Origin of the sequence: Brevibacterium antiquum, from assembly GCF_016107655.1 — a bacterium.
Taxonomy (GTDB): domain Bacteria; phylum Actinomycetota; class Actinomycetes; order Actinomycetales; family Brevibacteriaceae; genus Brevibacterium; species Brevibacterium antiquum.
This window is the reverse complement of record NZ_JABASX010000001.1, coordinates 441,840-464,884: the sequence shown is the minus strand read 5'-3', so window position 1 is coordinate 464,884 and position 23,045 is coordinate 441,840. Positions and strand designations below refer to the sequence as shown.

Annotated in this window: 20 protein-coding genes; 7 read left to right on the top strand and 13 right to left on the bottom strand. The window is 62.2% G+C overall.

The annotated features are described in order from the left end of the window. Positions 1–102 precede the first annotated feature (102 nt). The 4 genes from JFC13_RS02150 to JFC13_RS02135 all read right to left on the bottom strand — a co-directional run bounded on the left by JFC13_RS02150 (position 103) and on the right by JFC13_RS02135 (position 6,555). Positions 103–2,046 carry an ABC transporter ATP-binding protein gene (locus JFC13_RS02150; RefSeq protein WP_198395454.1) on the bottom strand — a complete coding sequence of 648 codons (1,944 nt, stop codon included), beginning with the start codon at positions 2,044–2,046 and terminating at the stop codon, positions 103–105. After that, complete coding sequence (locus JFC13_RS02145) at positions 2,046–3,104, bottom strand: ABC transporter permease (RefSeq protein WP_198395453.1); 1,059 nt, start codon at positions 3,102–3,104, stop codon at positions 2,046–2,048. The genes JFC13_RS02150 and JFC13_RS02145 overlap by 1 nt, the downstream gene beginning before the upstream one ends. Then, positions 3,101–4,645, bottom strand: coding sequence for an ABC transporter permease (locus JFC13_RS02140; RefSeq protein ID WP_198395452.1), 1,545 nt, complete (start codon positions 4,643–4,645; stop codon positions 3,101–3,103). Before JFC13_RS02140 ends, JFC13_RS02145 begins: the two co-directional genes overlap by 4 nt. Before the next feature lie 104 nt (positions 4,646–4,749). Next, positions 4,750–6,555 carry an ABC transporter family substrate-binding protein gene (locus tag JFC13_RS02135; protein WP_198395451.1) on the bottom strand — a complete coding sequence of 602 codons (1,806 nt, stop codon included), beginning with the start codon at positions 6,553–6,555 and terminating at the stop codon, positions 4,750–4,752. 251 nt (positions 6,556–6,806) lie between these two features. Here JFC13_RS02135 and JFC13_RS02130 point away from each other — a divergent pair, with 251 nt between their 5' ends. Further along, on the top strand, positions 6,807–7,394 hold the full coding sequence (locus JFC13_RS02130) for a hypothetical protein (RefSeq protein ID WP_332839311.1): 588 nt from the start codon (positions 6,807–6,809) through the stop codon (positions 7,392–7,394). Between the two features lie 17 nt (positions 7,395–7,411). Here the strand turns inward: JFC13_RS02130 and JFC13_RS02125 are convergent, their stop codons facing one another. From JFC13_RS02125 to JFC13_RS02105, 5 genes are all read right to left on the bottom strand, one after another. Next, positions 7,412–8,068: an MBL fold metallo-hydrolase gene (locus JFC13_RS02125; RefSeq protein ID WP_198395450.1), complete on the bottom strand. Its 657-nt coding sequence runs from the start codon at positions 8,066–8,068 to the stop codon at positions 7,412–7,414. 7 nt (positions 8,069–8,075) lie between these two features. Then, the gene (locus JFC13_RS02120; RefSeq protein WP_198395449.1) at positions 8,076–9,146 is read right to left on the bottom strand and encodes an NADH:flavin oxidoreductase/NADH oxidase; all 1,071 of its coding nucleotides are present in this window, start codon (positions 9,144–9,146) and stop codon (positions 8,076–8,078) included. Positions 9,147–9,175: 29 nt separating this feature from the next. Further along, positions 9,176–10,771, bottom strand: coding sequence for an SLC13 family permease (locus JFC13_RS02115; protein WP_198395448.1), 1,596 nt, complete (start codon positions 10,769–10,771; stop codon positions 9,176–9,178). Positions 10,772–10,813: 42 nt separating this feature from the next. Continuing rightward, complete coding sequence (locus JFC13_RS02110) at positions 10,814–11,581, bottom strand: alpha/beta fold hydrolase (RefSeq protein WP_198395447.1); 768 nt, start codon at positions 11,579–11,581, stop codon at positions 10,814–10,816. Between the two features lie 63 nt (positions 11,582–11,644). Then, positions 11,645–12,286, bottom strand: coding sequence for a thymidine kinase (locus tag JFC13_RS02105; protein ID WP_198395446.1), 642 nt, complete (start codon positions 12,284–12,286; stop codon positions 11,645–11,647). Positions 12,287–12,447: 161 nt separating this feature from the next. Here JFC13_RS02105 and JFC13_RS02100 point away from each other — a divergent pair, with 161 nt between their 5' ends. From JFC13_RS02100 to JFC13_RS02090, 3 genes are all read left to right on the top strand, one after another. Next, on the top strand, positions 12,448–14,676 hold the full coding sequence (locus JFC13_RS02100; RefSeq protein WP_198395445.1) for an NADP-dependent isocitrate dehydrogenase: 2,229 nt from the start codon (positions 12,448–12,450) through the stop codon (positions 14,674–14,676). A 67-nt stretch (positions 14,677–14,743) separates the two neighbouring features. After that, a complete protein-coding gene (locus JFC13_RS02095; protein ID WP_198395444.1) occupies positions 14,744–15,232 on the top strand; it encodes a LapA family protein in 489 nt (162 codons plus the stop codon). A gap of 3 nt (positions 15,233–15,235) precedes the next feature. Then, complete coding sequence (locus JFC13_RS02090) at positions 15,236–15,880, top strand: 4'-phosphopantetheinyl transferase family protein (RefSeq protein WP_198395443.1); 645 nt, start codon at positions 15,236–15,238, stop codon at positions 15,878–15,880. Positions 15,881–15,939: 59 nt separating this feature from the next. Here the strand turns inward: JFC13_RS02090 and JFC13_RS02085 are convergent, their stop codons facing one another. Next, positions 15,940–16,347 (bottom strand): hypothetical protein, encoded by a 408-nt coding sequence (locus JFC13_RS02085; RefSeq protein ID WP_198395442.1) that lies wholly within the window; start codon positions 16,345–16,347, stop codon positions 15,940–15,942. Between the two features lie 31 nt (positions 16,348–16,378). Continuing rightward, positions 16,379–17,809 carry a MocR-like pyridoxine biosynthesis transcription factor PdxR gene (gene pdxR / locus JFC13_RS02080; protein WP_198395441.1) on the bottom strand — a complete coding sequence of 477 codons (1,431 nt, stop codon included), beginning with the start codon at positions 17,807–17,809 and terminating at the stop codon, positions 16,379–16,381. Positions 17,810–17,953: 144 nt separating this feature from the next. Here pdxR and pdxS point away from each other — a divergent pair, with 144 nt between their 5' ends. Genes pdxS through JFC13_RS02065 form a run of 3 tightly spaced genes read left to right on the top strand, consistent with a single transcriptional unit; the run spans position 17,954 to position 21,007 of the window. Then, positions 17,954–18,835, top strand: coding sequence for a pyridoxal 5'-phosphate synthase lyase subunit PdxS (gene pdxS, locus JFC13_RS02075; RefSeq protein ID WP_101620309.1), 882 nt, complete (start codon positions 17,954–17,956; stop codon positions 18,833–18,835). Beyond that, positions 18,832–19,413 carry a pyridoxal 5'-phosphate synthase glutaminase subunit PdxT gene (pdxT, locus tag JFC13_RS02070; RefSeq protein ID WP_198395440.1) on the top strand — a complete coding sequence of 194 codons (582 nt, stop codon included), beginning with the start codon at positions 18,832–18,834 and terminating at the stop codon, positions 19,411–19,413. Before pdxS ends, pdxT begins: the two co-directional genes overlap by 4 nt. A 10-nt stretch (positions 19,414–19,423) precedes the next feature. Beyond that, a complete protein-coding gene (locus JFC13_RS02065) occupies positions 19,424–21,007 on the top strand; it encodes a helicase HerA-like domain-containing protein (RefSeq protein WP_198395439.1) in 1,584 nt (527 codons plus the stop codon). Here JFC13_RS02065 and JFC13_RS02060 read toward each other — a convergent pair. Continuing rightward, complete coding sequence (locus JFC13_RS02060; RefSeq protein WP_332839310.1) at positions 21,004–22,008, bottom strand: diacylglycerol/lipid kinase family protein; 1,005 nt, start codon at positions 22,006–22,008, stop codon at positions 21,004–21,006. The two genes, JFC13_RS02065 and JFC13_RS02060, sit on opposite strands and share 4 nt — an antisense overlap. Then, positions 21,962–23,044: a winged helix DNA-binding domain-containing protein gene (locus JFC13_RS02055; protein ID WP_198395437.1), complete on the bottom strand. Its 1,083-nt coding sequence runs from the start codon at positions 23,042–23,044 to the stop codon at positions 21,962–21,964. Before JFC13_RS02055 ends, JFC13_RS02060 begins: the two co-directional genes overlap by 47 nt. Position 23,045: the final 1 nt, after the last annotated feature.

Genomic DNA, 23,045 nt, shown 5'->3' with positions numbered 1-23,045 from the left:
ACTCGGTGGCCGCAGTGTCGAGTGAGTATCCGCTCGAAAGCGAATCCGACCCGTCCACTGCGACCACCGAGTGGTCGCGTTGGCCGCTGTGCTGACCGGAGATCAGGCGTTGGCCGTGGCCTCCAGGACAGCGTCCCTGGCTTCACGACGCTTGCGCTGTTCGCGCGGATCCGGGACCGGCACCGCGGACAGCAGCCGCTGGGTGTAGGGATGGACCGGGTTGGCGACGACCTGCGAGCTCTTCCCGATCTCCACGAGGTAACCGTGACGCATCACTGCGATACGCGAGGCGATGCGTTCGATGACAGCCAGGTCGTGGCTGATGAACAGGCAGGCGAATCCGTACTCCTGCTGCAGCCCCTCGAACAGGTCGAGGACCTTCGCCTGGACCGAGACGTCGAGTGCCGAAGTCGGCTCATCGGCGATAAGCAGCTTCGGCCGCAGCGTCAGTGCTCGGGCGATGCCGATCCGCTGTCGCTGACCGCCCGAGAGTTCGTGCGGATAGCGGTTGCGCATCGATGTCGGCAGCTCCACCGCGGTGAGCAGCTCTTCGACGCTCTTGCTCAGCGCCGGTCCCTTCATCCCCTCGTGCAGATACAGAGGTTCGCCGATGGACTCGCCCACTGGCAGGCGTGGGTTGAGCGAGGAACCGGGGTCCTGGAACACGATCCCGACTTCCTTGCGCAGCGGTCGCAGCTGCTTGTTGCTCAGGCCCTTGATGCTCTTGCCGTTGACGACCATATCGCCTTCGACAGTGGGCAGAAGACCCAATGCGGCACGACCGATAGTGGTCTTGCCCGACCCGGATTCTCCGACCAGTCCCACGACCTCTCCAGGAGCGACCATCAGGTTGATGTGATGGGCGGCCCGGAACGCCTTCTTCCGTCCGATCGCCGGATACTCGATCGCGGCATCGCGCAGCTGCAGTGCGGAGGGCTGCGAGAAATCAGCCTGAGATCCCGGGTGGTAGTACGTCTTCGTCGAGTCCATCTCGATGTCGTCGTGGTCCTGCTTGGGCTGTCCGGCCGCCTCCGCGGCCGCGGCCAGACCCGAGACTCGGTCTGCTCCGCCCTCGGTCACCATGGGACTGAGAGTCGCATTCGGCGGGTGAGCCCCGTCATCGTTGCTGCCCGCCGTGACGTCATCGGCGGTGCCGTGGGAGGCTTCCGTCTCGTGCACGACCGCCGAGTCCTCGACGTTGGCGAGGTCGGCCCCGAAAGCCTCTCCCTCAATGGCTGTGCCAAGGTGAGGCACAGCTTCGAGGAGCTGTCTCGTGTACGGGTGCTGCGGATTGTAGAAGATCTCTTCCGCATTGCCAGATTCGACGACGCGTCCCGCCTTCATCACAATCATGCGGTCGGCCATATCGGCGACCACACCCATGTCGTGGGTGATGAGGATGATGCCGGCGTCGAGCTTCGACTTCAGCTCACGCATGAGTTTGAGGATCTCAGCCTGGACCGTGACGTCCAGGGCAGTGGTCGGCTCATCGGCGATGAGCAGCTTGGGCTGGCAGGCCAGAGCCTGAGCGATCATGATGCGCTGGCGCTGTCCGCCCGAGAGCTGGTGCGGGAACGAGTGGAAACGCTCCTCCGGGTCCGGGATCTCGACGAGACGCATCAGTTCGAGAGCGCGCTCCTTGGCCTCAGTGGGGCCCACGTCCAGGTGCACACGCAGTGTCTCCACGATCTGGAAACCTGCCGTGTAGACCGGGTTGAGCGCCGTCATCGGCTCCTGGAAGATGACGGAGATCTCGTTTCCTCGGATCTGCTGCATCTTCTCCGGCGGCATGCCGATGAGTTCGGTGCCACCCATCTTGGCCGAGCCGGTGGCCCGTCCGTTGCTGGGCAGCAGGCCGAGCAGTGACATGCTCGACTGCGACTTGCCGGACCCGGATTCTCCGACGATTGCGAGCACTTCACCGGCGTTGACCGTGTAGTTGAGTTCCTCAGCGGCCATCCACCATTCGTCGTTGACCCAGAAGTTCACTCCCAGGTCTTTGACATCGAGGACCGGTGATTTGGCTGTGCTTGTCTGTTCAGTCATCACTTCGCCTCCTCTTTCTGCGTCGTGTTCGCGACCTTCTTCTGGGTCATGCGCTCGGCCTTCTTCATCTTCCTCCAGCTGGGAATGGTCTTCATTCGCGGGTCGAACGCGTCGCGCAGACCGTCGCCGATGAAGTTCACGCACAGAGCAATGACGATGATGAACAGACCGGGCCACCAGAACAGCCACGGACGTGTGGCGAAGGAGGTCTGGTATTCGCTGATGAGCTGGCCCAACGAGATTCCAGGTGATTGGATGCCGAAGCCGAGGTAGCTGAGTGCCGCTTCGAGCACGATCGCCTGGCTCATCACCAGCGTTGTGTTGACGATGATGACGCCCATGGCATTGGGCAGCATGTGTTTGAACATGATACGGAAGTCGCTGGCTCCGGCCACACGAGCCGAGTCCACGAACTCTCGTTCACGCAATGACATGAAGTCACCGCGCACCAGTCGTGCCAGGCCCGTCCATAGAATTGCGCCGAGGGCCAAGCCCAGCAGCGGTCCGTTCGCGCCGCCGACCATCTTGCCGAGGATCGAACCGATGACGATGACGGGCAGGATGATGAAGCCGTCTGTGATGCGCATCAGCAGGGAGTCGATCCATCCGCGGTAGTAACCGGCGACTGCACCCACGATCGTGCCGATGACAAGGCAGACCAGGCCGATGATGACCATGACGATGATGGAGATCTGCGTCCCCTTCATCACACGCGCGAAATTGTCGCGACCGATTTCGTCCTGTCCGAAGGGGTGTTGGCCCAAGGAGAAGAAGTTCGAGAACGACCACGTGGGCGCGCCTCCCGGATTAACGACCGGTCCCGAAGCTGTGTGGTTGAAGATCCACCAGCCTGGCACCGGGCCGAAGCCCACCGATGAGAAGGCGAAGAGGGCGACGAATGCGAAGACGCCGATGCTGATCATCGCGCCCTTGTGGCGGAGGAATTTCCGGAAGACGATCTTGCCCTGGGACAGACCTTCGGTTTCCTTGGCTTCGATCGCGTTGTCCCCGACGTCGTCGGGCGCGAGAGCATTTTCGTTGTCGTTGTTGGTACTCATGCGTTCACTCGGATTCTGGGGTCGAGGACTGCGTAGAGGAAGTCCGCGACGAGGTTGGCGATGATGGCGAGCAGGCCCGTGATGAGGATGTAGGCCATGATCGGATCGAGTTCGGACTGTCTCATCGAATCGATGAAGAGTTTGCCCATGCCGTTCCAGCCGAAGATCGTCTCAGTGATCACGGCACCGCCGATCATCGTGATGATGTCGACGGGGATGATCGATGCCAACGGCAGCAGAGCATTGCGCAGTGCATGGCGCATGACGACAGTTCGTTCGTTGAGCCCCTTGGCCCGTGCCGTGCGGATGTAGTCCTGACCCATGACCTCGAGCATCGAACCGCGTGTGTAGCGGGTGTACGAAGCAAAGGAGATGAGGATCAGTGCGATCGACGGCAGGAGGAGGTGGGTGAACGTGTCCAGGTTCGCTATCCAGAAGTCACCCTCGAGGTTCGGCGTCGATGCGCCGATCGTCGCGATCGGTCGATTGTTGATCGCAGGCTGGTCGGAGTAGTCGCCCCAACCCTGCAGCACACGGTCGGCAAAGATGAGCACAGCGATGATGACACCGGTGAAGAAGGTGGTGCGCACCGTGTCCCAGGGATCGGGTCCGCGGAACGCCAGACCCACGCCGACGGCCACACCGATCGTCACGATCAGGAGTCCGAACATCCACAGCCAGTTCATCTCCTGGTAGTAGAAGAGGTATTGCAGCGGCATGTACAGCAGAGCCCCGATGACAGCCATCGCCAACGATGCATAGAGCACTCGCTTGTTCTTCAGACCTGTCGACAGGAAGGTCATGACCACAGCCGCACCGAGGCCGATGACAACGACTCCCACGATGCCGATGCTCGGCTGCTGCAGCCAACCGCTGGCAAGGATGTAGTAGATCGTCACGAAGGTGATGACCGTGGCTGCGAGGAAGGTGATGAGTCTGCGTCTGCGGCTGCCTCCCAAGGCACCCATCCAGAACAGTCCCAGCGCAACGCAGACGAGGATGATCGGCACCCAGCTGCTCAGCGTCGGATCGTTGATGAAGTTGTTGATCTCGATCGCGCCGTACTGCTTGAGCAGAACCGCAACCCAGAATACAGGCAGCGAGTACAAGAGGAATGAGACGAAGGTGATGAAATAGTCGAAGCCCGAGTACTGGCGAATCGCCGAGACCATGCCGACAGCGATGCCGAGCACGATGGCCACAATTGTCGAAGCGGTGATGAGCTTGACCGTATTGACGATCGCTCCCTGCAGCTGAGAGGTGACCTCTTGGCCAGATTTCCAGGCGATGCCGAAATCGCATTGCCCGACCACACAGCCGCCCACGCCAGCCAGCCACTTGAAGTAGCGCACGATCGCAGGAGTGTCGAGGTCAAGCAGCCGGCGACGGGACTCGTAGAGTGACTCGATATTGGGAGATGTGCTCGAACGCAAGTCCCAGAAGAAGTCGAGGGCGACGTTGAGCAGGAGGTAGAGGACGAAGGTCACGACCAAGAGCACGAGTGCTGTCGAGAGGAGTCGTCTGAGGATGAATCTTGTCATTGGGTGGTGTCCGTTTCAATCTTCCGAAAACGCCGCTGTGGGGATCACAGAGTGATCCCCACAGCAGCTGGGGGTGAAGGAGAACCGACCGCGTCAGTCGCGGATCAGTTGGTCTCCCACTCCCAGTAGTTCCAGAACATGGTCGGTGACACGGCCGTGGACTTCACGTTCTTGACCTTGTCACGGTAGATCGTCAGCTCAGGGAACTGGAAGATCGGTGCGCCGAAGGCGTCCTCGCTCAGCTGCTTCTCCATGTCGACGAGCAGCTTCTCCTGCTCGTCTTCCTTGGACACGAGCAGCTTATCGAGGATCTTGTCCATCTTCTTGCTCGAGTAGCCGCCGTAGTTGTTCTGCGCGCCGGTGCGGAAGTTCGCATCGTTCTCAGTGACTCCGGTTCCTTCCGACTGCCAGCCGAACAGCGAGACATCGTAGGTGCCGTCGCCGAGGCGGGTGCCCCAGTTGACGTCTCCGACGTCTTCGATCTTGAAACCGGCCTTCTCAGCCGATTCCTTGATGAGCTGGAACTCCTGCTGACGACGCGAGTTCGTGTTGTCGTACATCACGCGGACCTTGGGTGCATCGGCACCGGCCTCTTTGAGAAGCTTCTTGGCTGCGGCGATGTCGACGTCGGTGGCGTCGGCAACTCCGTTCTCCTTGGTGATCGCGTCGTACATCGGCGAGCCGGGAACCTGCGAGTATGAATCGCGGGTGACGGCCTTGTCGTTGAGCGGCTTGATGATCTTGTCGACGATGTCCTTACGAGGAACGGTCTTGAGGAACGCCTGACGAACCTTCTTCGCCTTCTCCTTATCGCCGCCATGGGCCTCTGGGTCGAAGGGACCCTTGTTGTCGAAGGTGAAGTCGACGTGCTCGTAGGTTGCGCCGTCGGCCGCATCGACGCTCACACCGTCAAGGTCTTCAGCAGCGGAGAGGACGTCGGCCGTGGCCTGTGGCTGGGTCATGTCGACTTCGCCGTTTTCGATCGCCTGAATCATGGCCATCGGGTCGCCGTTGTAGCGAACCGTGACGGTGTCGACCTTCGGCTTGACCGGTCCCGTGTACTTATCGTCGAGTTCGAGAGTGACGTACTGGCCCTCTTTGAAGTCAGTCATCTTGTACGGACCGTTGTGGACGAGGAGGTCCTTGTCCTTGGGCATCGAGGTGAAGTCGAAGCCGGTGTTCCAGGTGTTCGAGATCTTGGACAGCTTCTTGGTGTCCTTGTCCTTGATCGCCTTGAGGATGGCCTGCTTGCCCTTTTCGGGATCGTCGACGCCCAGCGCCTTTTTGGCCACAATGTGGGCGGGGACACCGACGCCGTCTGCACCGGTGCCGAATTCTGTCTGCCAGTCGGCATAGGGCTTCGAATAGGAGAGGGTGATCTCCTTGCCGTCTTCCGAGATCTCCGGGAAGTCCTTGATCAGTGCCGAACCTGCGGTGGACGAGTCGAAGTAGACCGTCTTCGCGTCGTTCTCCTTCACCGATCCGTCGTCAGCGTTGTTCTGTTTGACTGTATTGAAGTTTGCCGATGTTCCAGCCCAGGTCAGAGCCAAGTCGGCTGCATCGACCGGAGTGCCATCGGACCATTTGGCATCGTCGTTGAAGGTGTACTTGACCTTCAGAGGGTCTTCTGATATCTGCTCGACCTTGCCCAGAGATCCGTCTTGGACCTCGAGTTCACCGTCGTAGTATCCGAAGTTGTCATTCATCATGTAGGTGAGAATGGCGTTCGATGTGGCGTTGCCGTTGGCCGTCAATGTGTTCATCGACCGGAAGGATTCGTTCCATCCGATGTTGATGCTTGATTTCTCTGACGACTTCTCATCGTCTCCGCCGCCGGGGGGTGTGCACGCAGTGAGCACCATTGCTGCTGCGGCAACTGAGGCTCCGGCCGCGAGGAAGCGCTTTTTCACGTTCTCTCCTTGTTGTCATGAGGCTGTTTCGCCCGTGTAGCCACGCCCACAATCCGGGGCGTGATGCGCTCGATCACTCCCTGGTCGGGAGTGTGACCGCGTTCATGTTTTTCACATGGAATGCCTCAAAGTTAATTCACGCGGCACTGTGACGGAGTCCACATGCTGAGCATATTTCATAATCGTTACCGTTTCGAGATCAAGGAAACATGCACACAACCCGGAGTCTCAGTGGATAGGATGTTCAGGTGGTGAACAGTGAGATAGATCGCAATTCAGGGAACAATCAGCCGACGGTCGTGCGGACGACGAGCTCGACAGTGCTCTTCTTCGTCATCGCGGGGCTCTGTGTGATCGGCCTGGGCTCGATCATCGTCGGAGACTTCACAGCACGAGGCCTGGCCGTGGCAGGAATCCCGGTCGCCATCATCACCGTTGTCTACGCCCTCTACCGGTTTCCTCGCGTCGAGCTGGGGCACAAGGAGATCGCACTGATCAATCCCCTGAAGTCGGTGCGCATCCCCTGGAACCTCGTCGACGGGTTTGATATCCACTTCGGGCTCGGAGTGCGCACCCATGAGAAGATCTTCTCGTCGTGGCCCTTGGCCAGCCGGGGTAAGAAGATGGAGAAGGACGAGCACGGCATTCGCAGGCTGATGGACAATCCGAATCCCGCTGTCGATACCGTGCTCGACCGCTACTCCGGCCTCAGCGACGAGGAGCTGGCGAACCCTCGCGGCGAACGCACCATCACCACTACGTGGAATTTCGGCATCATCGCCGCACTTGTGGCTACCATCATCTGGGCAGGCATCGGCTTCGCCGCCCTGCCCAGCTGATCAGCTGTTCCGACTGATCACCAGCCGCGTTCGCGCCATTCGGCCAGCTTCGGGCGTTCCTCGCCCAACGTCGTGTCATCACCGTGCCCGGGCAGCACCTTCGTCTCATCGGGCAGCTGGTCGAAGACCCGCTCCTCCAAGTCGTCCATCAGGGAGGTGAAGTCCTCTGTGCTCCAGGTCTTGCCGGGCCCACCGGGGAACAGCGAATCACCCGAGAAGAGGATGGTCTCTCCCCCGTCGCGCAGCAGCAGGGCGATCGATCCCGGCGTGTGACCGCGGAGGACGATCGCCTGCAGGACGAAGCCGCCGAAGTCTCCGACGTCGAGGTGGTCGACCGCGCGTGCGATCTCCACGCCCTCAGCCGCTGTGATCGCCTCCACATCGTCGCTGCCTGCAATCGTCATCGCGTCGGGGAACGCCGCCGAGGTGGCCGGAAGAGCCCGAATATGATCCCAGTGCTGGTGTGTGGTGATGATCGCGTGCAACTCAGGATCTGCCGAGGTGTCCTCGGCCCCCGAGGCGATGAGATCCTTGATCGCCTCAGCATCGTCGGCTGCGTCGATGAGGACCTGGGACCCTGATTCCTTGGCCGTGATCAGGTAGACGTTGTTCGCCATCTCGGACACTGCGATGCTGCGGATGACGACGTGTTCGGTTTCGATAGTGTTCGTCATTGTCGGTTCACCATGCTCCTCTTGTGTACTGCGGTGGATACGGTCCCGGTTCGACTCCGAGATCGTGGGCTGCTCGCTGCGGCCAGGCCGGTTCACGCAGTGCCGCCCGGGCCAGGAAGATCGCGTCGGCCTGTTCCGAGGCCAGGATCGTCTCCGCCTGCTCCGGGTCCGTGATGAGGCCGACGCTGCCTGTGCTCACACCTTCTGCGTGGATCGCCGCCGACAGCGGCACCTGGTATCCGGGACCGACGGGAACCTTGACGGGAAAGTTGCCTCCGGAGGAGACATCGATGAGGTCGACGCCGCGTTCCTTGAGGTCACGGGAGACCACGACGGCCTCGGCGATGTCGAAGCCGCCTTCACGCCATTCGCTGGCAGAGAGACGGACGAATACGGGCACCTCCTCGCCCACGGCCGCGCGCACGGCCTGGTAGGTCTCGGTCAGCATTCGCGAACGTCCGGCGAGGTCGCCGCCGTACTCATCGCTGCGTTCATTCGACAGCGGAGACAGGAACGAATGGAGCAGGTAGCCGTGGGCAGCGTGGAGTTCGACGAGGTCGAACCCGGCATCAACGGCTCGGACAGCGGCCGCGGCGAAGGCATCGACCACCTCGGCGATGTCGTCCTTCGTCATCTCCTGCGGCTCTTCGTATCCGGGATAGGCGATGGCACTGGCACCGAGGGTGGGCCAACCGCCCTCGGACTCGGGGACGCTGCCCCGAGGATTGCCCTCGAAGGGACGGTAGGTGCTGGCCTTGCGGCCCGCGTGTGCCAGCTGCACACCGATGCGACTGCCCTGCGAATGGACGAAGTCAGTGATCGAGGACCAAGCCTCTGCCTGATCGTCATTCCAGATGCCAGCGTCCTGGGGCGAGATTCGACCTTCGGGGAGGACAGCGGAGGCCTCGGTGAGGATGAGTCCGAACCCGCCCTGGGCACGCGCGCCCAGGTGAACGAGATGCCAGGTGTTGGGCATCCCATCTTCGGATTCGCAGGAGTACTGGCACATCGGGGCGAGCCAGATGCGGTTGGCGATCTCAGTTCCGCGCATTGTCATGGGTGAGAAGAGTTGAGTCATGCCACCAGTCTGCCAAGATTTCTCGTGGTTCAGAGCACGATGTTGAATACTGGTACGGCCAAGACATACACCGTGACCGTGATGAGGACGATCCCGATGACGTTGAGCCACAGTCCGCCTTTGACCATCTGCGCCACCGTCACATATCCCGAACCGTAGGCCACGGCGTTCGGCGGTGTTGCGACGGGAAGCATGAATGCGCATGTCGCGGCCAGAGCCACCGGAATCGTCAGCAGCAACGGATCGAGGTCAAGTCCCAGCGCCACCCCGCCGACGACGGGAACGAAGGTGGCCGCAGTCGCGGTATTCGAGGTCAGCTCCGTGAGGAACAGGATGATCAAGGCGAAGATCGCGACGACGAAGACTGTCGGCAGGACTCCCAATCCGCTCGTGGACTTGCCGATCCACTCGGTCAGTCCCGAGGAGGAGAACTGCCCGGACAGGGCCAAACCACCGCCGAAGAGGAGGAGCACACCCCAGGGCAGCTTCTCGGCAGTGTCCCAGTCGAGGAGGCGGACTCCCCGATTGGCTCCGCCGGGAATGAGGAAGAGGAGGAGACCGATGACCATCGCGATGCCCTCATCGCTGATCGGTGGCTCCTCGAAGATCAGCGGCAGGGAGATCCAGCTGACCGCGGCGAGGACGAACATGCCCAGCACCAGCTTTTCCCCGGTCGACATCGGACCGAGCTTCTGCAATTCCTCACGGATGAGTTCCCGACCTCCGGGGATCTCATCGATCTCAGGCTTGAACAGCACTTTGACCAGAAGGAACCAGGCGATGACCATCATCACGACCGCCAGAGGGACCCCGATGAGCATCCACTGGCCGAAGCCGATGGAGATGTCGTGGTTGTCCTTGAGGTATCCGACGAGGAAGAGGTTCGGCGGTGTGCCGATAATGGTGCCGAGGGACCCGATTGATGCCGAATAGGCGATGCCCAGCATGAGTGCGGTGCCGAAGTTGGACTTCACCACGGCGTCGAGCCCGGTGGCGTCCTGACTGTCGTCTGAGTCCGCGGCGTCGGTGTCCGAAGCGTCTGTGATGGCTCCTCCGACGACCTTGCTCACGATCATCAGGACGGAGATTCCGATGGGCAGCATCATCACCGCCGTCGCCGTGTTCGATACCCACATGGAGACGAAGCCGGTGGCGATCATAAACCCGGCGATCATCGGTCCCGGCTTGTTGCCCATGACGGACAGCGTAACGAGGGCGATTCGCCGGTGCAGGTTCCATCGTTGCATGGCCAGCGCGATGAGGAATCCACCGAGGAACAGGAAGATGATCGGATTGCCGTAGGACGCACCGACGGTGTCCATCTCGACCTCGGTGCCGAAGACGGGAAAGGCCACGAGCGGCAGCAGAGAGGTAGCCGCGATCGGCAGCGCCTCGGTCATCCACCACACAGCCATCAACACGGCGACAGCAGCTGTCAGCTTCGCGCCGTGCTCGACCCCGTCGGGCATGATCGCATAGACGAGGGTCGACAGGATGAGCCCGAGCAGGAACCCGGTCCAGCGAATGCGCACCGCCTGCTTGGACAACCCAGGGGCCCTCTCACCCGGTGAGAGTTCATTGAGCTCGGCGGAGTTGTCAGTTCGTGAGTGCTGTTCCTGAGTCATCTGCGCTCCTCATTGAGCAAGATCGGATGCTGTGGACTACATCTACACCCTACTCAAGAACGCCTCGATGTGGTCGAAGACGATATCGGGATGTTCGGCCATCGGCAGATGAGCCGCATCCGGGATGACGACCATCGCTGAGTCGGCCACCTGTGCCGACAGCTCGGCCATGGCCTCGGGGGTGAAGCCCGGATCCTGTGATCCGGCGATGAACAGGGTCGGCGTGGTGACAGCCGCAAGGCGCCCAGTCACGTCGTACTGCGTCACAGCCCTTGCACAGGCGATATAGGCAGCATCATCGATCATTGCCAGGTCCGTGAGGATGGCCGGTCCCGATGCGATGTCCTCGGTGAGGAAACCGGCGGCGAACCACCGGTCGGCGGTGTCGTCGAGCTGGCCGCGGGTGCCGTCCTCTGCGACGTCCTTGATTCGTTCGGCCCAGGATTCGTCGGTGCCGAACTTCGTCGCCGTCGCACAAGCCACAAGACCGGTCAGCGAGTCAGGGTGTTCGAGTGCCAACGTCAGTCCGATGCCGCCCGAGATCGAGACACCGCAGTACGTGAATTTCTCCACTCCGAGCTCCGCCAGGCTGGTGACGAGCCCGGCTGCGAGGTCGGAGACCGTGAAGTCCGCCCCGTCATCGTTTCGAGGAAATGTGTGACCGGGAAGATCGCTGAGGTAGATCTGGTAGTCATCGGCCAACCTGGCAGCGACCGCTGCCCAGAGGGAGACCCTGGTGCCGAGGGCGTTTCCGAAGACGATGGCCGGTGAACCCGGATTGTCATTGAGGGGGTGGACTGCAATGCGCAAGAGTGCTCCTAGCGAGGTTCGAGATCAGATGAGATGTTCGAGGTCAGGAGTGCTGTTGGAAGGTCAGGAGACCACCGCACTCAGCCTACCGTCCGAGTACTGGAGATAACAGCGTGGGCACAGTGATTCATAGGTCACCGCGTTGCCGTCGATGGCCACCTGGTCACCGTCGAAGATGAATTGACCGTCGACGAGCCGTCCATTGAACATCGCCTTGCGTCCGCAGCGGCAGATCGTTTTGAGTTCTTCCAAAGTGTGAGCAATCTCAAGCAGTCGGGCAGAACCGGGAAAGGCCTTGGTGCGGAAATCGGTCCTGATTCCATAGCACATCACCGGCACCGAGGCGTTGGTGGCGATGCGCATGAGCGAATCCACCTGGAGCGGTTCGAGGAACTGAGCTTCGTCGATGAGCAGGCAGGCCACGCGGGCCTTAGGCGTGTCGATGGATTCGAGCAGAGCATCATGATCGACGTAGTCAGCGTGCTCACGGTAGATAGTCTCAACGTCGGAGCCTGCGGGGATGAGGAAGTCGACTTCTCTGGTCACACCGAGGCGGGAGACGATCTCACCGGCGCCCTTCGTATCGATGTGGGGTTTGGCCAGCAGAACTCGCTGGCCGCGTTCCTCGTAGTTGAAGGCGGCCTGCAGCAGGGCGGTCGATTTTCCGGAATTCATCGCCCCGTAACGGAAGTAGAGCTTGGCCACCGTCGTCCTCTCACTGGTGTTCGTGATGATTTCTCAACTGTTCGTGATCATTGTCTAGTTGTGTGTGACGAAACAGAACCCTACCGGGAAGCTGAGCGCAACCGGGGCAACGGTAGGATGGGGTGGTCAAACCCCGAGACGATGTGGAGTAGTCCATCACCATGGCCAAAATCATTTATACGCGCACCGATGAAGCGCCTCTCCTGGCGACGTACTCGCTCAAGCCGATCATCGAAGCCTTCGCCACCTCGGCGGGCGTCGAGGTCGAGACCCGAGACATCTCCCTGGCCGCGCGTGTACTGGCACAGTTCACCGATCGCCTTCCTGCAGACCAGCAGGTCGCTGACTCTCTGTCGGAACTGGGCGATCTGGCCAAGAAGCCAGAAGCCAACATCATCAAGCTGCCCAACATCTCGGCTTCCGTCCCCCAGCTCAAGGCCACCATCGCCGAGCTCCAGTCCCAGGGCTACGAACTGCCTGACTACCCGGACGAGCCGTCGACCGATGATGAGCGCGATGCCAAGGCTCGCTATGACAAGGTCAAGGGCTCAGCAGTCAACCCGGTCCTGCGTGAGGGCAACTCCGATCGTCGCGCCCCACAGGCAGTGAAGAACTTCGCGAAGGCCCACCCTCATTCGATGGGTGAGTGGTCTTCTGATTCGAAGACCAATGTCGCCACCATGGCCGCCGGCGACTTCCGTGACAATGAGAAGTCCGTTGTCATCCCGGCCGATGACACCCTCCAGATTCGTCTGCGTCCCGCCTCGGGCGAGACCGTCGTGCTCAAGGAATCGCTGCCGGTCCTCGCCGACGAGGTCATCGACGCCACCAAGATGGATGTGGCTGAACTCCACAAGTTCCTCAAGGCCCAGATCGCACGGGCCAAGGACGAGGGCATCTTGTTCTCCGTCCACCTCAAGGCCACCATGATGAAGGTATCCGACCCGATCCTCTTCGGTCACGTCATCGAGGCGTTCTTCCCCGAGGTCTACGCCGAATACGGTGCAGCCCTCGCGGAGGCGGGTCTGACCTCGGACAACGGACTGGCCGCCATCCTCGGCGGGCTCGAAGCTCTCCCGGCCGACGTGGCCGACGGCGTCAAGGCCGGTATCGAGAAGGGCATCGCCGAAGGCCCCTCCCTGGCGATGGTGAATTCCGATAAGGGAATCACCAACCTGCACGTGCCCTCCGACGTCATCGTCGATGCCTCAATGCCGGCGATGATCCGCGTGGGCGGCAAGATGTGGAACAAGGACGACGCGACCCAGGACGCCCTGGCCGTCATCCCCGACTCCTCCTACGCCGGTGTCTACCAGACCGTGATCGAGGACTGCCGTGCCAACGGCGCCTTCGATCCGACCACGATGGGCACCGTTCCCAACGTGGGACTCATGGCCCAGAAGGCCGAAGAGTACGGCAGCCACGACAAGACCTTCGAGATCGCCCAGGACGGCGTCGTCGAGGTCGTCAACTCCGCCGGCGAGGTCATTCTGTCCCATAATGTCACCGCCGGTGACATCTGGCGTGCCTGCCAGACCAAGGACATCCCAGTCCGTGACTGGGTCAAGCTTGCCGTCACCCGTGCGCGCCTCTCCGACACCCCAGCCGTGTTCTGGCTCGACGAGACCCGCGCCCACGACCGCAACCTGCGGGCCAAGGTCGAGGCGTACCTCGGCGACCACGACACCGAGGGCCTTGATATCCGCATCATGAACCCGGTCGAGGCGACTCAGTTCTCGATTGATCGCATTCGCCAGGGCAAGGACACCATCTCGGTGACCGGCAACGTGCTGCGCGACTACAACACCGACCTGTTCCCGATCCTGGAACTGGGCACCTCGGCGAAGATGCTCTCCGTGGTTCCGCTCATCGCCGGTGGTGGCCTGTTCGAGACGGGTGCCGGCGGTTCGGCCCCGAAGCACGTCCAGCAGCTGGTCGAGGAGAACCACCTCCGCTGGGATTCTCTCGGTGAGTTCCTTGCCCTGGCCGAGTCCTTCCGCCACGAGTTCAACGTCCACGGCAACGCTCGTGCCGGTGTTCTCGCCGACACCCTCGACGCAGCAACCGGCAAGTTCCTCGAAGAGAACAAGTCGCCGTCACGCAAGGTCGGCGAGATCGACAACCGCGGCAGCCACTTCTACCTCACCCTCTACTGGGCGCAGAACCTGGCCCAGCAGACCACGGACGAGCCTCTGGCCGAGGCCATCAAGCCTGTTGCCGAAGCTCTCGAGACCAACGCCGATAAGATCTCGGCCGAACTCCTCGAAGTCCAGGGAAGCCCTGCCGACCTGGGTGGCTACTACTACCCGGAGGAGGCCAAGCTCGACTCGGTCATGCGGCCTTCGACTACGCTCAATGAGATCATCTCCACCCTGAGCGCAAAGGTCTGATCTGACTTCTTCAGGTCAGACGCAGCAACACCTCACTCATGCGCCCATCAGCGACTATGATGGGCGCATGAGTACTCAAGACCCACGTGGCGAATCACAGACGCCCGACGAGCTGCTGGCCGAGACGCAGTCCGTGCTCGGCGACGAGAATCCGGCGACTGGCAGCACCCGCGAGGTCGCACCGACTCAGCAGGTTGATCCGACACAGCGCATCGAATCCGAGCGGCAGACCGAACCGGCGCAGCGCCAGGACCCGACTCCTGCGGGCAAGGAAGCCGAACTGGCACAGCTCAAAGGCGGCTCCGGCATGTCGGCGGGAATGTGGGCATCCCTCATCCTCGGCGCCGTCATCGTCGTGCTCCTGCTCATCTTCATCCTGCAGAACAACATCCCCGCCGAGTTCCAGTACTTCGGTTGGCAGTTCCAACTGCCCCTCGGCGTTGCCATGCTCTTCGCCGCGATCGGCGGAATCTTCATCGCCGGCATCATCGGATCCGTGCGAATCTTCGTGCTCAACCGCAAGCTGAAGAAGATCTCGAAGGCTCTGGGCCGCTGATACATGGAGTCCCACCCCGGTTTCACACTCCTGCCCACCCAACTCGATTCGACCATCGTCCTCGCCGACACTGAGGCCGAGGCCGAATGGGCGCGCATCGATCTCTCGTCGCTGACGAAGCAGGAGATGAATTATGCGACGGAATTCGAACCCGATGCCGCGGCCACCTGGGCTGCAGGTCGAGTCATCCTCCGTCATGTCCTCGGCACACACCTGGACCGCGACCCTGCCGACATCGAGATTCGCCTCGACTCGGCCGGCAAACCGCGAGTTGAGGAATGCGAATTCTCCGTGACTCGAGCCAGGCGCTTGGTTCTCGTCGCCGTCGCCGACGATCCCATCGGGGTCGACCTCGAAGCTGTGCCCGAGCATGCGGTTGCCGCCGAGGCGATGGCATTGCTTCACCCGAAGGAGCGAGTCGAACTCGAGCAGGTCGTAGCCTCCGATCTGGCAACAGACTTCGTGCGCGTGTGGGCCCGGAAAGAAGCCTTCCTCAAGGCTCTGAGCACTGGCCTGGCACGCGACCCTGGGATGGACTACATCGGCGCCGGGGCGTCACCCACCTCTCCGCACCCCGACGTCGAGATCTTCGACCTGGAGTCAGGTCTGCCCGCGGGCTACCACGCCGCCATCGCGTTCAACCGCTGACGGTCACTTGCTGAGGGTCACTCTCGGTCAGTCGGGTTCTCAGTCCCAGACGGTTTCGGTCACTCGCTGCGCCTCGTGGCAGCACCGGACGCCTCGTCCTCGGCGAACTCGGGGCCATTGGCTCCGGTGGTGAACACGACGGCAATGGCCAACGAGCCGAGTGCCGTGTAGCCGAGCCAGACGAAGCCTGCCGCCGAGCTGTCGACAAGGGCGAGGATCACGGCGATGATCGTCGAGACCACCCAGAGCGAGTCGAATATCGCCAGGTACTTCACATAGCTCTTCTCACCCTTGCGGGCGCCGTACGAGATCTCCGTGGCAGCGCTGAGGAAGAGCAGGACGATCGCTGTGATCGCCAGCCACCTGGGCGCGAGCAGGAATGACTCGACCGCGGGAAGAAACGCCCAGAGTGCGACCGCGACGAGCAGTTTGAAGACGCCATCGGCGACGAACCCGAATTTCATCATTCCCCGATCCTACTCAACCACTCCTGCCGGATCATCTCTCGTCGGCCTCACCCAGTAGCGACTGCACCGTCTCCAACGCCTGGTGCAGCACGGCGGCTTCGACGTTCGAGTGGGCGATGACGATACCGTGCCTGACGTCGCTGTCCGCACTCCATCCGGCTGCCAGCGAGGCCACAAGGATCCCTCGCTCTGCCAGGTCGGTGCGAAGCTGTGCTGCGGTGGCCTCTCCAGTCTCGATGACGAGGGTTCGACCTTCGTGGACGAGACCGGGAATCGAACCGACCTGGGCAAGGACCGCCTCGGCAGCTCTGAGCCTGCGCCGACCACGCGAGATTCTGCGCCGCAGCCCTCCCGAACTCAGATACGACGCGATCGCTGTCTGCATGACCGGTGAGAACGCCGGGCCCAAGGCAGTGCGCATGATGCTCAATCGGCGGCCGAGCTCCCCGTGGGCGATGATGTACCCGGTGGACACGGCAGAGGTCAGCAAAGTTGAGAACGTGCCGATGTGGACCACCTGTGCCGGAGCGTCGGTGGACACCGCGAGATCGTAGAGGGTGGGCACCACTGTGCGGGCGTAGCGGGCTTCGCTGTCGTAGTCGTCTTCGATGACGATGACGCCGGTCGCCTGTGCCCATTCCAGGAGTCTGACCCGTCGGTCGATGGGCATGGTGGTCCCATGAGGGAACTGGTGGTTGGGAGTCACGACGACCGCGCCGAGGTGGCCAGCGGTGACAGCAGGCAGCTGTGTCGTGTCGATCGGCTTGAGATCGCGATCCGACATGGCCTGACGCAGTCCCGGAAATCCGGGGTTCTCGACGCCGATCGCACCCTCGACTCCCGTCGTGAGGAGCAGGCGGAGCCCATCACGGGATCCGCTGGTGAGGATGATGTCATCGGGGTCGACGCTCATCCCCCGCGTCAGGCGCAGGTGGTCGGCGATCGCCCATCTGGTCTGCGGCTGACCCAACGGATCGATCGGCCCCGGATCGATGTCGAGCGAATCACGCCATGCTCTGCGAAACGCGGGTTCCTGCAGCGGGTTGTCTCCGCCGAATCCGGGACGCAGGTCGACGAAGCTGCGCAGCCTGCGTCGTGGAACCTGCGGTGGGCGCATACGCGGATCACGTGTGCGCGCGGTGTTCGGCAGCTCCGGGTTCACCCGTGTGGCTGAGCGTTCGGCCGTGGTGAGGAACCCTTCGACGACGAGTTGGGCGTACGCGGTTTCGACTGTCCCACGCGAGACATCGAGGTAGGCGGCCAGACGCCTGCTGGCAGGCACCGGCTCTCCGGGGCGAACCGCTCCGGCGGCGATGAGTCGCCTGATCTCCGCCACCAGCTGGTCAGGCAGCGGCGTCGGCACATCCCGGTCGATGTCGATGGGCAGTGCGATCCCGTCGGCCCGGGGCAGGGCTATGTCTGGCGGGGCATCATCGGGGTGCGTCGGCTGAGCTGGAGACATGCATCGATCATACTGGCCTAAAACTTTTCATGTTTTCTGGCACTCCTGATAAGCCACTTAGGGATCTAGAGTTGTGGTGAACGGCCGTTCTCACGAATCAATTCGCCCTTTCCATCGGGCTCACCGCCAACTGAAAGCACGACAATGACACAGACACAGACCCTGCTCAACACCGGCCTGGCCCAGATGCTCAAGGGCGGCGTCATCATGGACGTCGTCAACGAAGAGCAGGCACGCATCGCGGAGGCGGCCGGGGCCTCGGCCGTCATGGCGCTCGAACGAGTGCCCGCCGACATCCGCGCTCAAGGCGGAGTGGCCCGAATGAGCGACCCCGACCTCATCGACGGCATCACCGCCGCCGTGTCGATCCCGGTCATGGCCAAGGCCCGTATCGGGCATTTCGTGGAAGCTCAGATCCTCGAGACTCTCGGTGTGGACTACATCGACGAATCCGAAGTCCTCTCCCCCGCAGACTTCGTCAATCACATTGACAAGTCCGTGTTCAAGGTTCCCTTCGTCTGTGGTGCGACCAACCTCGGCGAGGCTCTGCGGCGCATCACAGAGGGCGCGTCGATGATCCGTTCGAAGGGTGAGGCAGGCACCGGTGACGTCTCCGAGGCGATGCGCCACCTGCGGACCATCAACTCCGAGATCAGAGCCCTGGGCGCCAAGAGCGAGGACGAGCTCTACGTCGCGGCCAAGGAGCACGCGGCCCCGTACCACCTGATCAAGCAGGTCGCTGGCCTGGGCCGACTGCCCGTCGTGACCTTCGTCGCCGGCGGCATCGCCACTCCGGCGGATGCTGCCATGATGATGCAGCTGGGCGCCGACGGCGTCTTCGTCGGATCAGGCATCTTCAAGTCCGGAAACCCCGAGGCCCGTGCCAAGGCCATCGTCGAGGCGACCACCCACTTCGACGATCCGATCGCCGTGGCGAAGGCCTCTCGTGGGCTCGGCGATGCGATGGTCGGCATCAACGTCGCAGATGTTCCGGCACCCCACCGCCTGGCGGAGCGCGGCTGGTGAGAGTCGGCGTCCTCAGCCTCCAGGGAGCCTTCCGAGAACACCTCGGTGTCCTCGACTCCCTGGGGGCCGACTGCTGCAAGGTCACCAGACCCGAGCACCTTGAGAACATCGATTCCATCATCCTGCCCGGCGGTGAGTCATCGGCCATGGTGCGCATCGCCGCCACGACTGAGCTCTTCCCCGCACTCGGAGAGAAGATCAGTGCTGGACTGCCGGTCTTCGGCACGTGCGCCGGGCTCATTCTTCTCGCGGATCGACTCACGGATGCTTCGTTGGACGGTTTCGACCGCCTCGGCGGGCTTGATGTGACTGTGGCTCGCAACGCCTACGGCAGGCAGCGGGAATCCTTCTGTGCACCAGTACAGGTCACCGGCCTCGACGGCACATTCGACGCGACATTCATCCGGGCCCCGCAGATTCTGAATCTGGGGACCGGTGTCGACGTACTCAGCGAATACGCCGAGGTTCCCGTGCTGGTGCGGCAGGGAAATATCTGGGGCGGCAGCTTCCATCCGGAGCTTGGGACGGATCTGAGGATCCACGAAGAATTCCTGCACAGCCTCGGCGCGACCGTGTAAAGATTGAACCATGACGAATGAGACGCTGCAGAAACTCAAGTCCGGATACACCTTCGATGCGCAGACCTTGGATCTGGGGGTGGCGCTGAATGAGGACCTCCCCGACAAGGACACGCCCATCTCGATCCCTCTGTCGATGCTCAATCGGCACGGACTTGTTGCCGGCGCCACCGGCACCGGTAAGACGGTGACCCTGCAGGTCCTGGCCGAGCAGCTTTCTCGCGCTGGTGTTCCCGTCTTCGCGTCCGACATCAAGGGCGACCTGTCGGGAATCGGTGCGGCGGGCCAGGCTTCTGACAAGCTGAACACACGACTCGAGGCCTCGGGCCAGGAGTGGAAGTCATCGGCCAACCCCACCGAGTTCTACACGTTGGGAGATTCGGGACTGGGAACTCCGCTGCGGGCCACCGTCACCTCGTTCGGACCGATCCTGCTCTCGAAGGTCCTCGAGCTCAACGACACCCAGGAGTCGGTGCTCTCACTGGTCTTCCACTATGCCGACACTGCCGGTCTGGCGCTGCTCGATCTCTCTGACCTGCGCGCGGTGCTGAACTTCCTCACCTCCGATGAGGGCAAGGCCGATTTGGAAGACATCGGTGGGGCGTCGAAGGCCACCGTCGGTGTCATCCTGCGAAAGATCTCCGAGCTCTCTGCACAGGGCGGCGATGTGTTCTTCGGCGAACCCGAATTCGACACCGCCGATCTGCTGCGTCTTGACGACAACGGGGCGGGAATCGTCTCTGTCCTCGAGCTCCAGAAGCTCAATCAGTCCCCCGCGCTCTTCTCCACGTTCCTGATGTGGCTGTTGGCCGATCTGTTCCAGGATCTGCCGGAGGTCGGCGATGCCGAGAAGCCCTCGCTTGTGTTCTTCTTCGATGAGGCGCACCTGCTCTTCGCCGATGCCTCGAAGGCGTTCCTGCAGTCGGTGACGCAGACTGTGCGTCTCATCCGTTCGAAGGGCGTCGGCGTCTTCTTCGTCACGCAGACTCCGAAGGACGTGCCCGATGATGTGCTGGCCCAGTTGGGTTCGCGCATTCAGCATCAGCTGCGGGCGCATACTCCCAACGATGCCAAAGCGCTGAAGTCGACTGTGCAGACGTTCCCGAAGTCCGACTACGATCTCGAGGAGCTGCTCACTTCGCTGGGTATCGGCGAGGCGATCGTGACGGTGATGGACCCGGAGGGTGCTCCCACGCCCGTGGCTCCGACGAGGATGCGTGCACCCGAGTCGCAGATGGGACCGATGTCCGAGGATGAGATCAAGGCCGCTGTTGCGGCTTCTCCGCAGCATGAGAAGTACGGCACTGCCATCGACAATGAGTCTGCTCGCGAGATCCTCACGAAGCGCCTGGAGGCAGGCTCTGAGGCCCATGACGAGGAGCAGGCAGCCACGGACAAGGTTGCGTTCCCGGAGGACTCGGCCCAGGGCACCCGGTCGGGATCAGGTTCGCGGTCGCCTTCGGGGTCGAAGCAGAAGGAGGATGACAGCATGTTCTCAAAGGTCGTGAAGTCCTCGGCGTTCAAGCAGTTCACTCGCACAGCAGTCCGAGAGATCACACGCGGAATCTTCGGCACCTCCCGTCGTCGCCGCTAGTTCGGCGCTAAGACCGCAAGCGAGGTCGTCCCGGCCCGCAGGTCCAGCCGGCTGCAATCACCGATGAGGTCACCATCGAGCTGGACCGGGGCCGGAGCCTCAAGGCGGATGCTGAGTTCAGTTCCTCGCCAATAGTGCATCGAGGAGTGGGATGCCGGTCGGCGGTTCACACAGGCCCAGCCGATTTGCACCCACTCGCCGAGGCGGTCACCGGGTTGTGTCGACCTCAGCTCTACAGACAGAAATTCGAACTCACCTGCGCCCACCTCGGCGTGGTCGAATACCGGGATTGGTCCGGCAGGTCGAGAAGTCTTCGCTGCCATCACCGACCACACCTCGGTGACGGTCGTGCCCTCGAACTGTGGACTGGCCGGGTGTGGGTCCTTGAGTCCGGCCTTGATCAGTGGGGCGAAGAGCGCCCGGCTGGCACCGTAGGCATAGCCGAGAACTCCCAACCTGAGGGCCGCCGGCAATCGCGCGTGCCCGGAGATTGCGATCGCATCTCCCCCGATTCCTGCCAATGACACGAAGTGCTCACGGCGTGAACCAGTCGAGGTGAAACAGTCTGCTTCGTTCACGGGAACGTGGCAGATCAGCATCGACTGGGATCCCAAATGCATGTCGGCCAGCTCCAGCGCATACTCAGCCGATCGGATTCCGATGTGCTTGGACAGGACATTCGCAGTTCCGGTCGGAATGATGAACACAGGCACCCGCGCGGCGGCCAGCACTGGAGCACTGGCTCGCAGTGTGCCATCACCTCCGAGCACGACGATGAGGTCCGCACCCCAGTCAAGCAGTTGCGAGGTCTGCTCGGTCCCCGGCCACTGCGGCGTAGTTGTTGCGCTGCGATACGTGATCCGTTCCCGTTTGAGGACCTCGACGAGTCGAGCGTAGGCCCGCATGGTTCGTGCGTGCTTCGGGTTGGCGAGGACTCCGACCTTCATCGCAGCCTCAGGCGAAGGCCGGATGAGAGGCGGCAACAGACTCGGCGCGGTCACGATCGACTGCTTGGTTGCCGAAGGGCTCGATGATCAGGCGTGGACCGGTTTTGCGCGGTGAACGCTTCCACGTGGCCCGTGCCTTGGTACCGTCGATGAGGGTGTTCTTGAACATGCCGTTGCCGCCGGGGACGACGAGCTTCTCATGCGCCGGATCCAAGGTGGCACTGCGGTCCTTGTAGCCGAGGATGATCTCGTCGAATCCGGGCAGCAGCAGGAGTTCGTTCGCCTGTGACTGGATCTCGTGCAGGCGATCGTCCAATTCAGGCGATTGGTAGTGCTCTCGGTCCTCGATGCTGACCTCGACGATCTCGCCGTCTGCGAGGGCTGCGGCGATGGCTTTGCGCACCGGCGTCTTGGGCAGTCCCGTCCACCGTGCGGCGTCGTCGATCGTCACGGGCCCATGGCTGAGGACGTAGCGTCGCATCCATTCGTGCAGAGCGGCCTCAGCGTCGAGTTCGACAGGGTTCGGGATCCAATCGCCGGTGAGGACGTATCTCATATCGTCTTTGCCGTCGACCACCGGTCCCTGCGCGATGATGTTGCGCAGGGCCAGGGTGGTGATGAGGTAGCGTTCGTGTCCGTATTCCTCGCCTGCTTGCAGGGGTGCGAAGGCATCGAGCAGTTCCTGGCGTGTCAGGGGTCCGCGGGTTCGGATCGCCTCTTCGGCCAGCTGCGCTGCGGCGTCGACCATGGCATCGTCGATGCCGAAGACCTCACGCCGCTTCGCCACGGCTTTCAAGGTCCGCTGTCCGGTCAGCCCGAGAATCCATCCGAGATCTGCAGCCGCGGCCAGGTGGATCGTTCCTCGCTGCGTCCATGTGCGGATGATGTGCCCGGAATCCATCGCCTCACGGACGGCAGCGACCGAGGATCCTGTGCGCAGCGCGATCGAGACCAGTGCACCACCCAGCGCCTGAGCTTGGACGCACCCGAGATCTCGGACCACCGAGTGTGCCGTGACGTTGTCCGACCGTGCAGAATCGATGAGTCCCTGGGAGATCAGGCGGGCGGCTGAGACCTGGTGTGAGTCCATG

Coding starts and splice junctions, on each gene's coding strand:
- JFC13_RS02100 (WP_198395445.1), top strand. CDS start 12,448: ATGGCCAAAATCATTTATACGCGCACCGATGAAGCGCCTCTCCTGGCG.
- JFC13_RS02065 (WP_198395439.1), top strand. CDS start 19,424: ATGACGAATGAGACGCTGCAGAAACTCAAGTCCGGATACACCTTCGAT.
- JFC13_RS02095 (WP_198395444.1), top strand. CDS start 14,744: ATGAGTACTCAAGACCCACGTGGCGAATCACAGACGCCCGACGAGCTG.
- pdxR (WP_198395441.1), bottom strand. CDS start 17,809: ATGTCTCCAGCTCAGCCGACGCACCCCGATGATGCCCCGCCAGACATA.
- JFC13_RS02115 (WP_198395448.1), bottom strand. CDS start 10,771: ATGACTCAGGAACAGCACTCACGAACTGACAACTCCGCCGAGCTCAAT.
- JFC13_RS02120 (WP_198395449.1), bottom strand. CDS start 9,146: ATGACTCAACTCTTCTCACCCATGACAATGCGCGGAACTGAGATCGCC.
- JFC13_RS02090 (WP_198395443.1), top strand. CDS start 15,236: ATGGAGTCCCACCCCGGTTTCACACTCCTGCCCACCCAACTCGATTCG.
- JFC13_RS02085 (WP_198395442.1), bottom strand. CDS start 16,347: ATGATGAAATTCGGGTTCGTCGCCGATGGCGTCTTCAAACTGCTCGTC.
- JFC13_RS02145 (WP_198395453.1), bottom strand. CDS start 3,104: ATGAGTACCAACAACGACAACGAAAATGCTCTCGCGCCCGACGACGTC.
- pdxS (WP_101620309.1), top strand. CDS start 17,954: ATGACACAGACACAGACCCTGCTCAACACCGGCCTGGCCCAGATGCTC.
- JFC13_RS02140 (WP_198395452.1), bottom strand. CDS start 4,645: ATGACAAGATTCATCCTCAGACGACTCCTCTCGACAGCACTCGTGCTC.
- JFC13_RS02055 (WP_198395437.1), bottom strand. CDS start 23,044: ATGGACTCACACCAGGTCTCAGCCGCCCGCCTGATCTCCCAGGGACTC.
- JFC13_RS02125 (WP_198395450.1), bottom strand. CDS start 8,068: ATGACGAACACTATCGAAACCGAACACGTCGTCATCCGCAGCATCGCA.
- JFC13_RS02150 (WP_198395454.1), bottom strand. CDS start 2,046: ATGACTGAACAGACAAGCACAGCCAAATCACCGGTCCTCGATGTCAAA.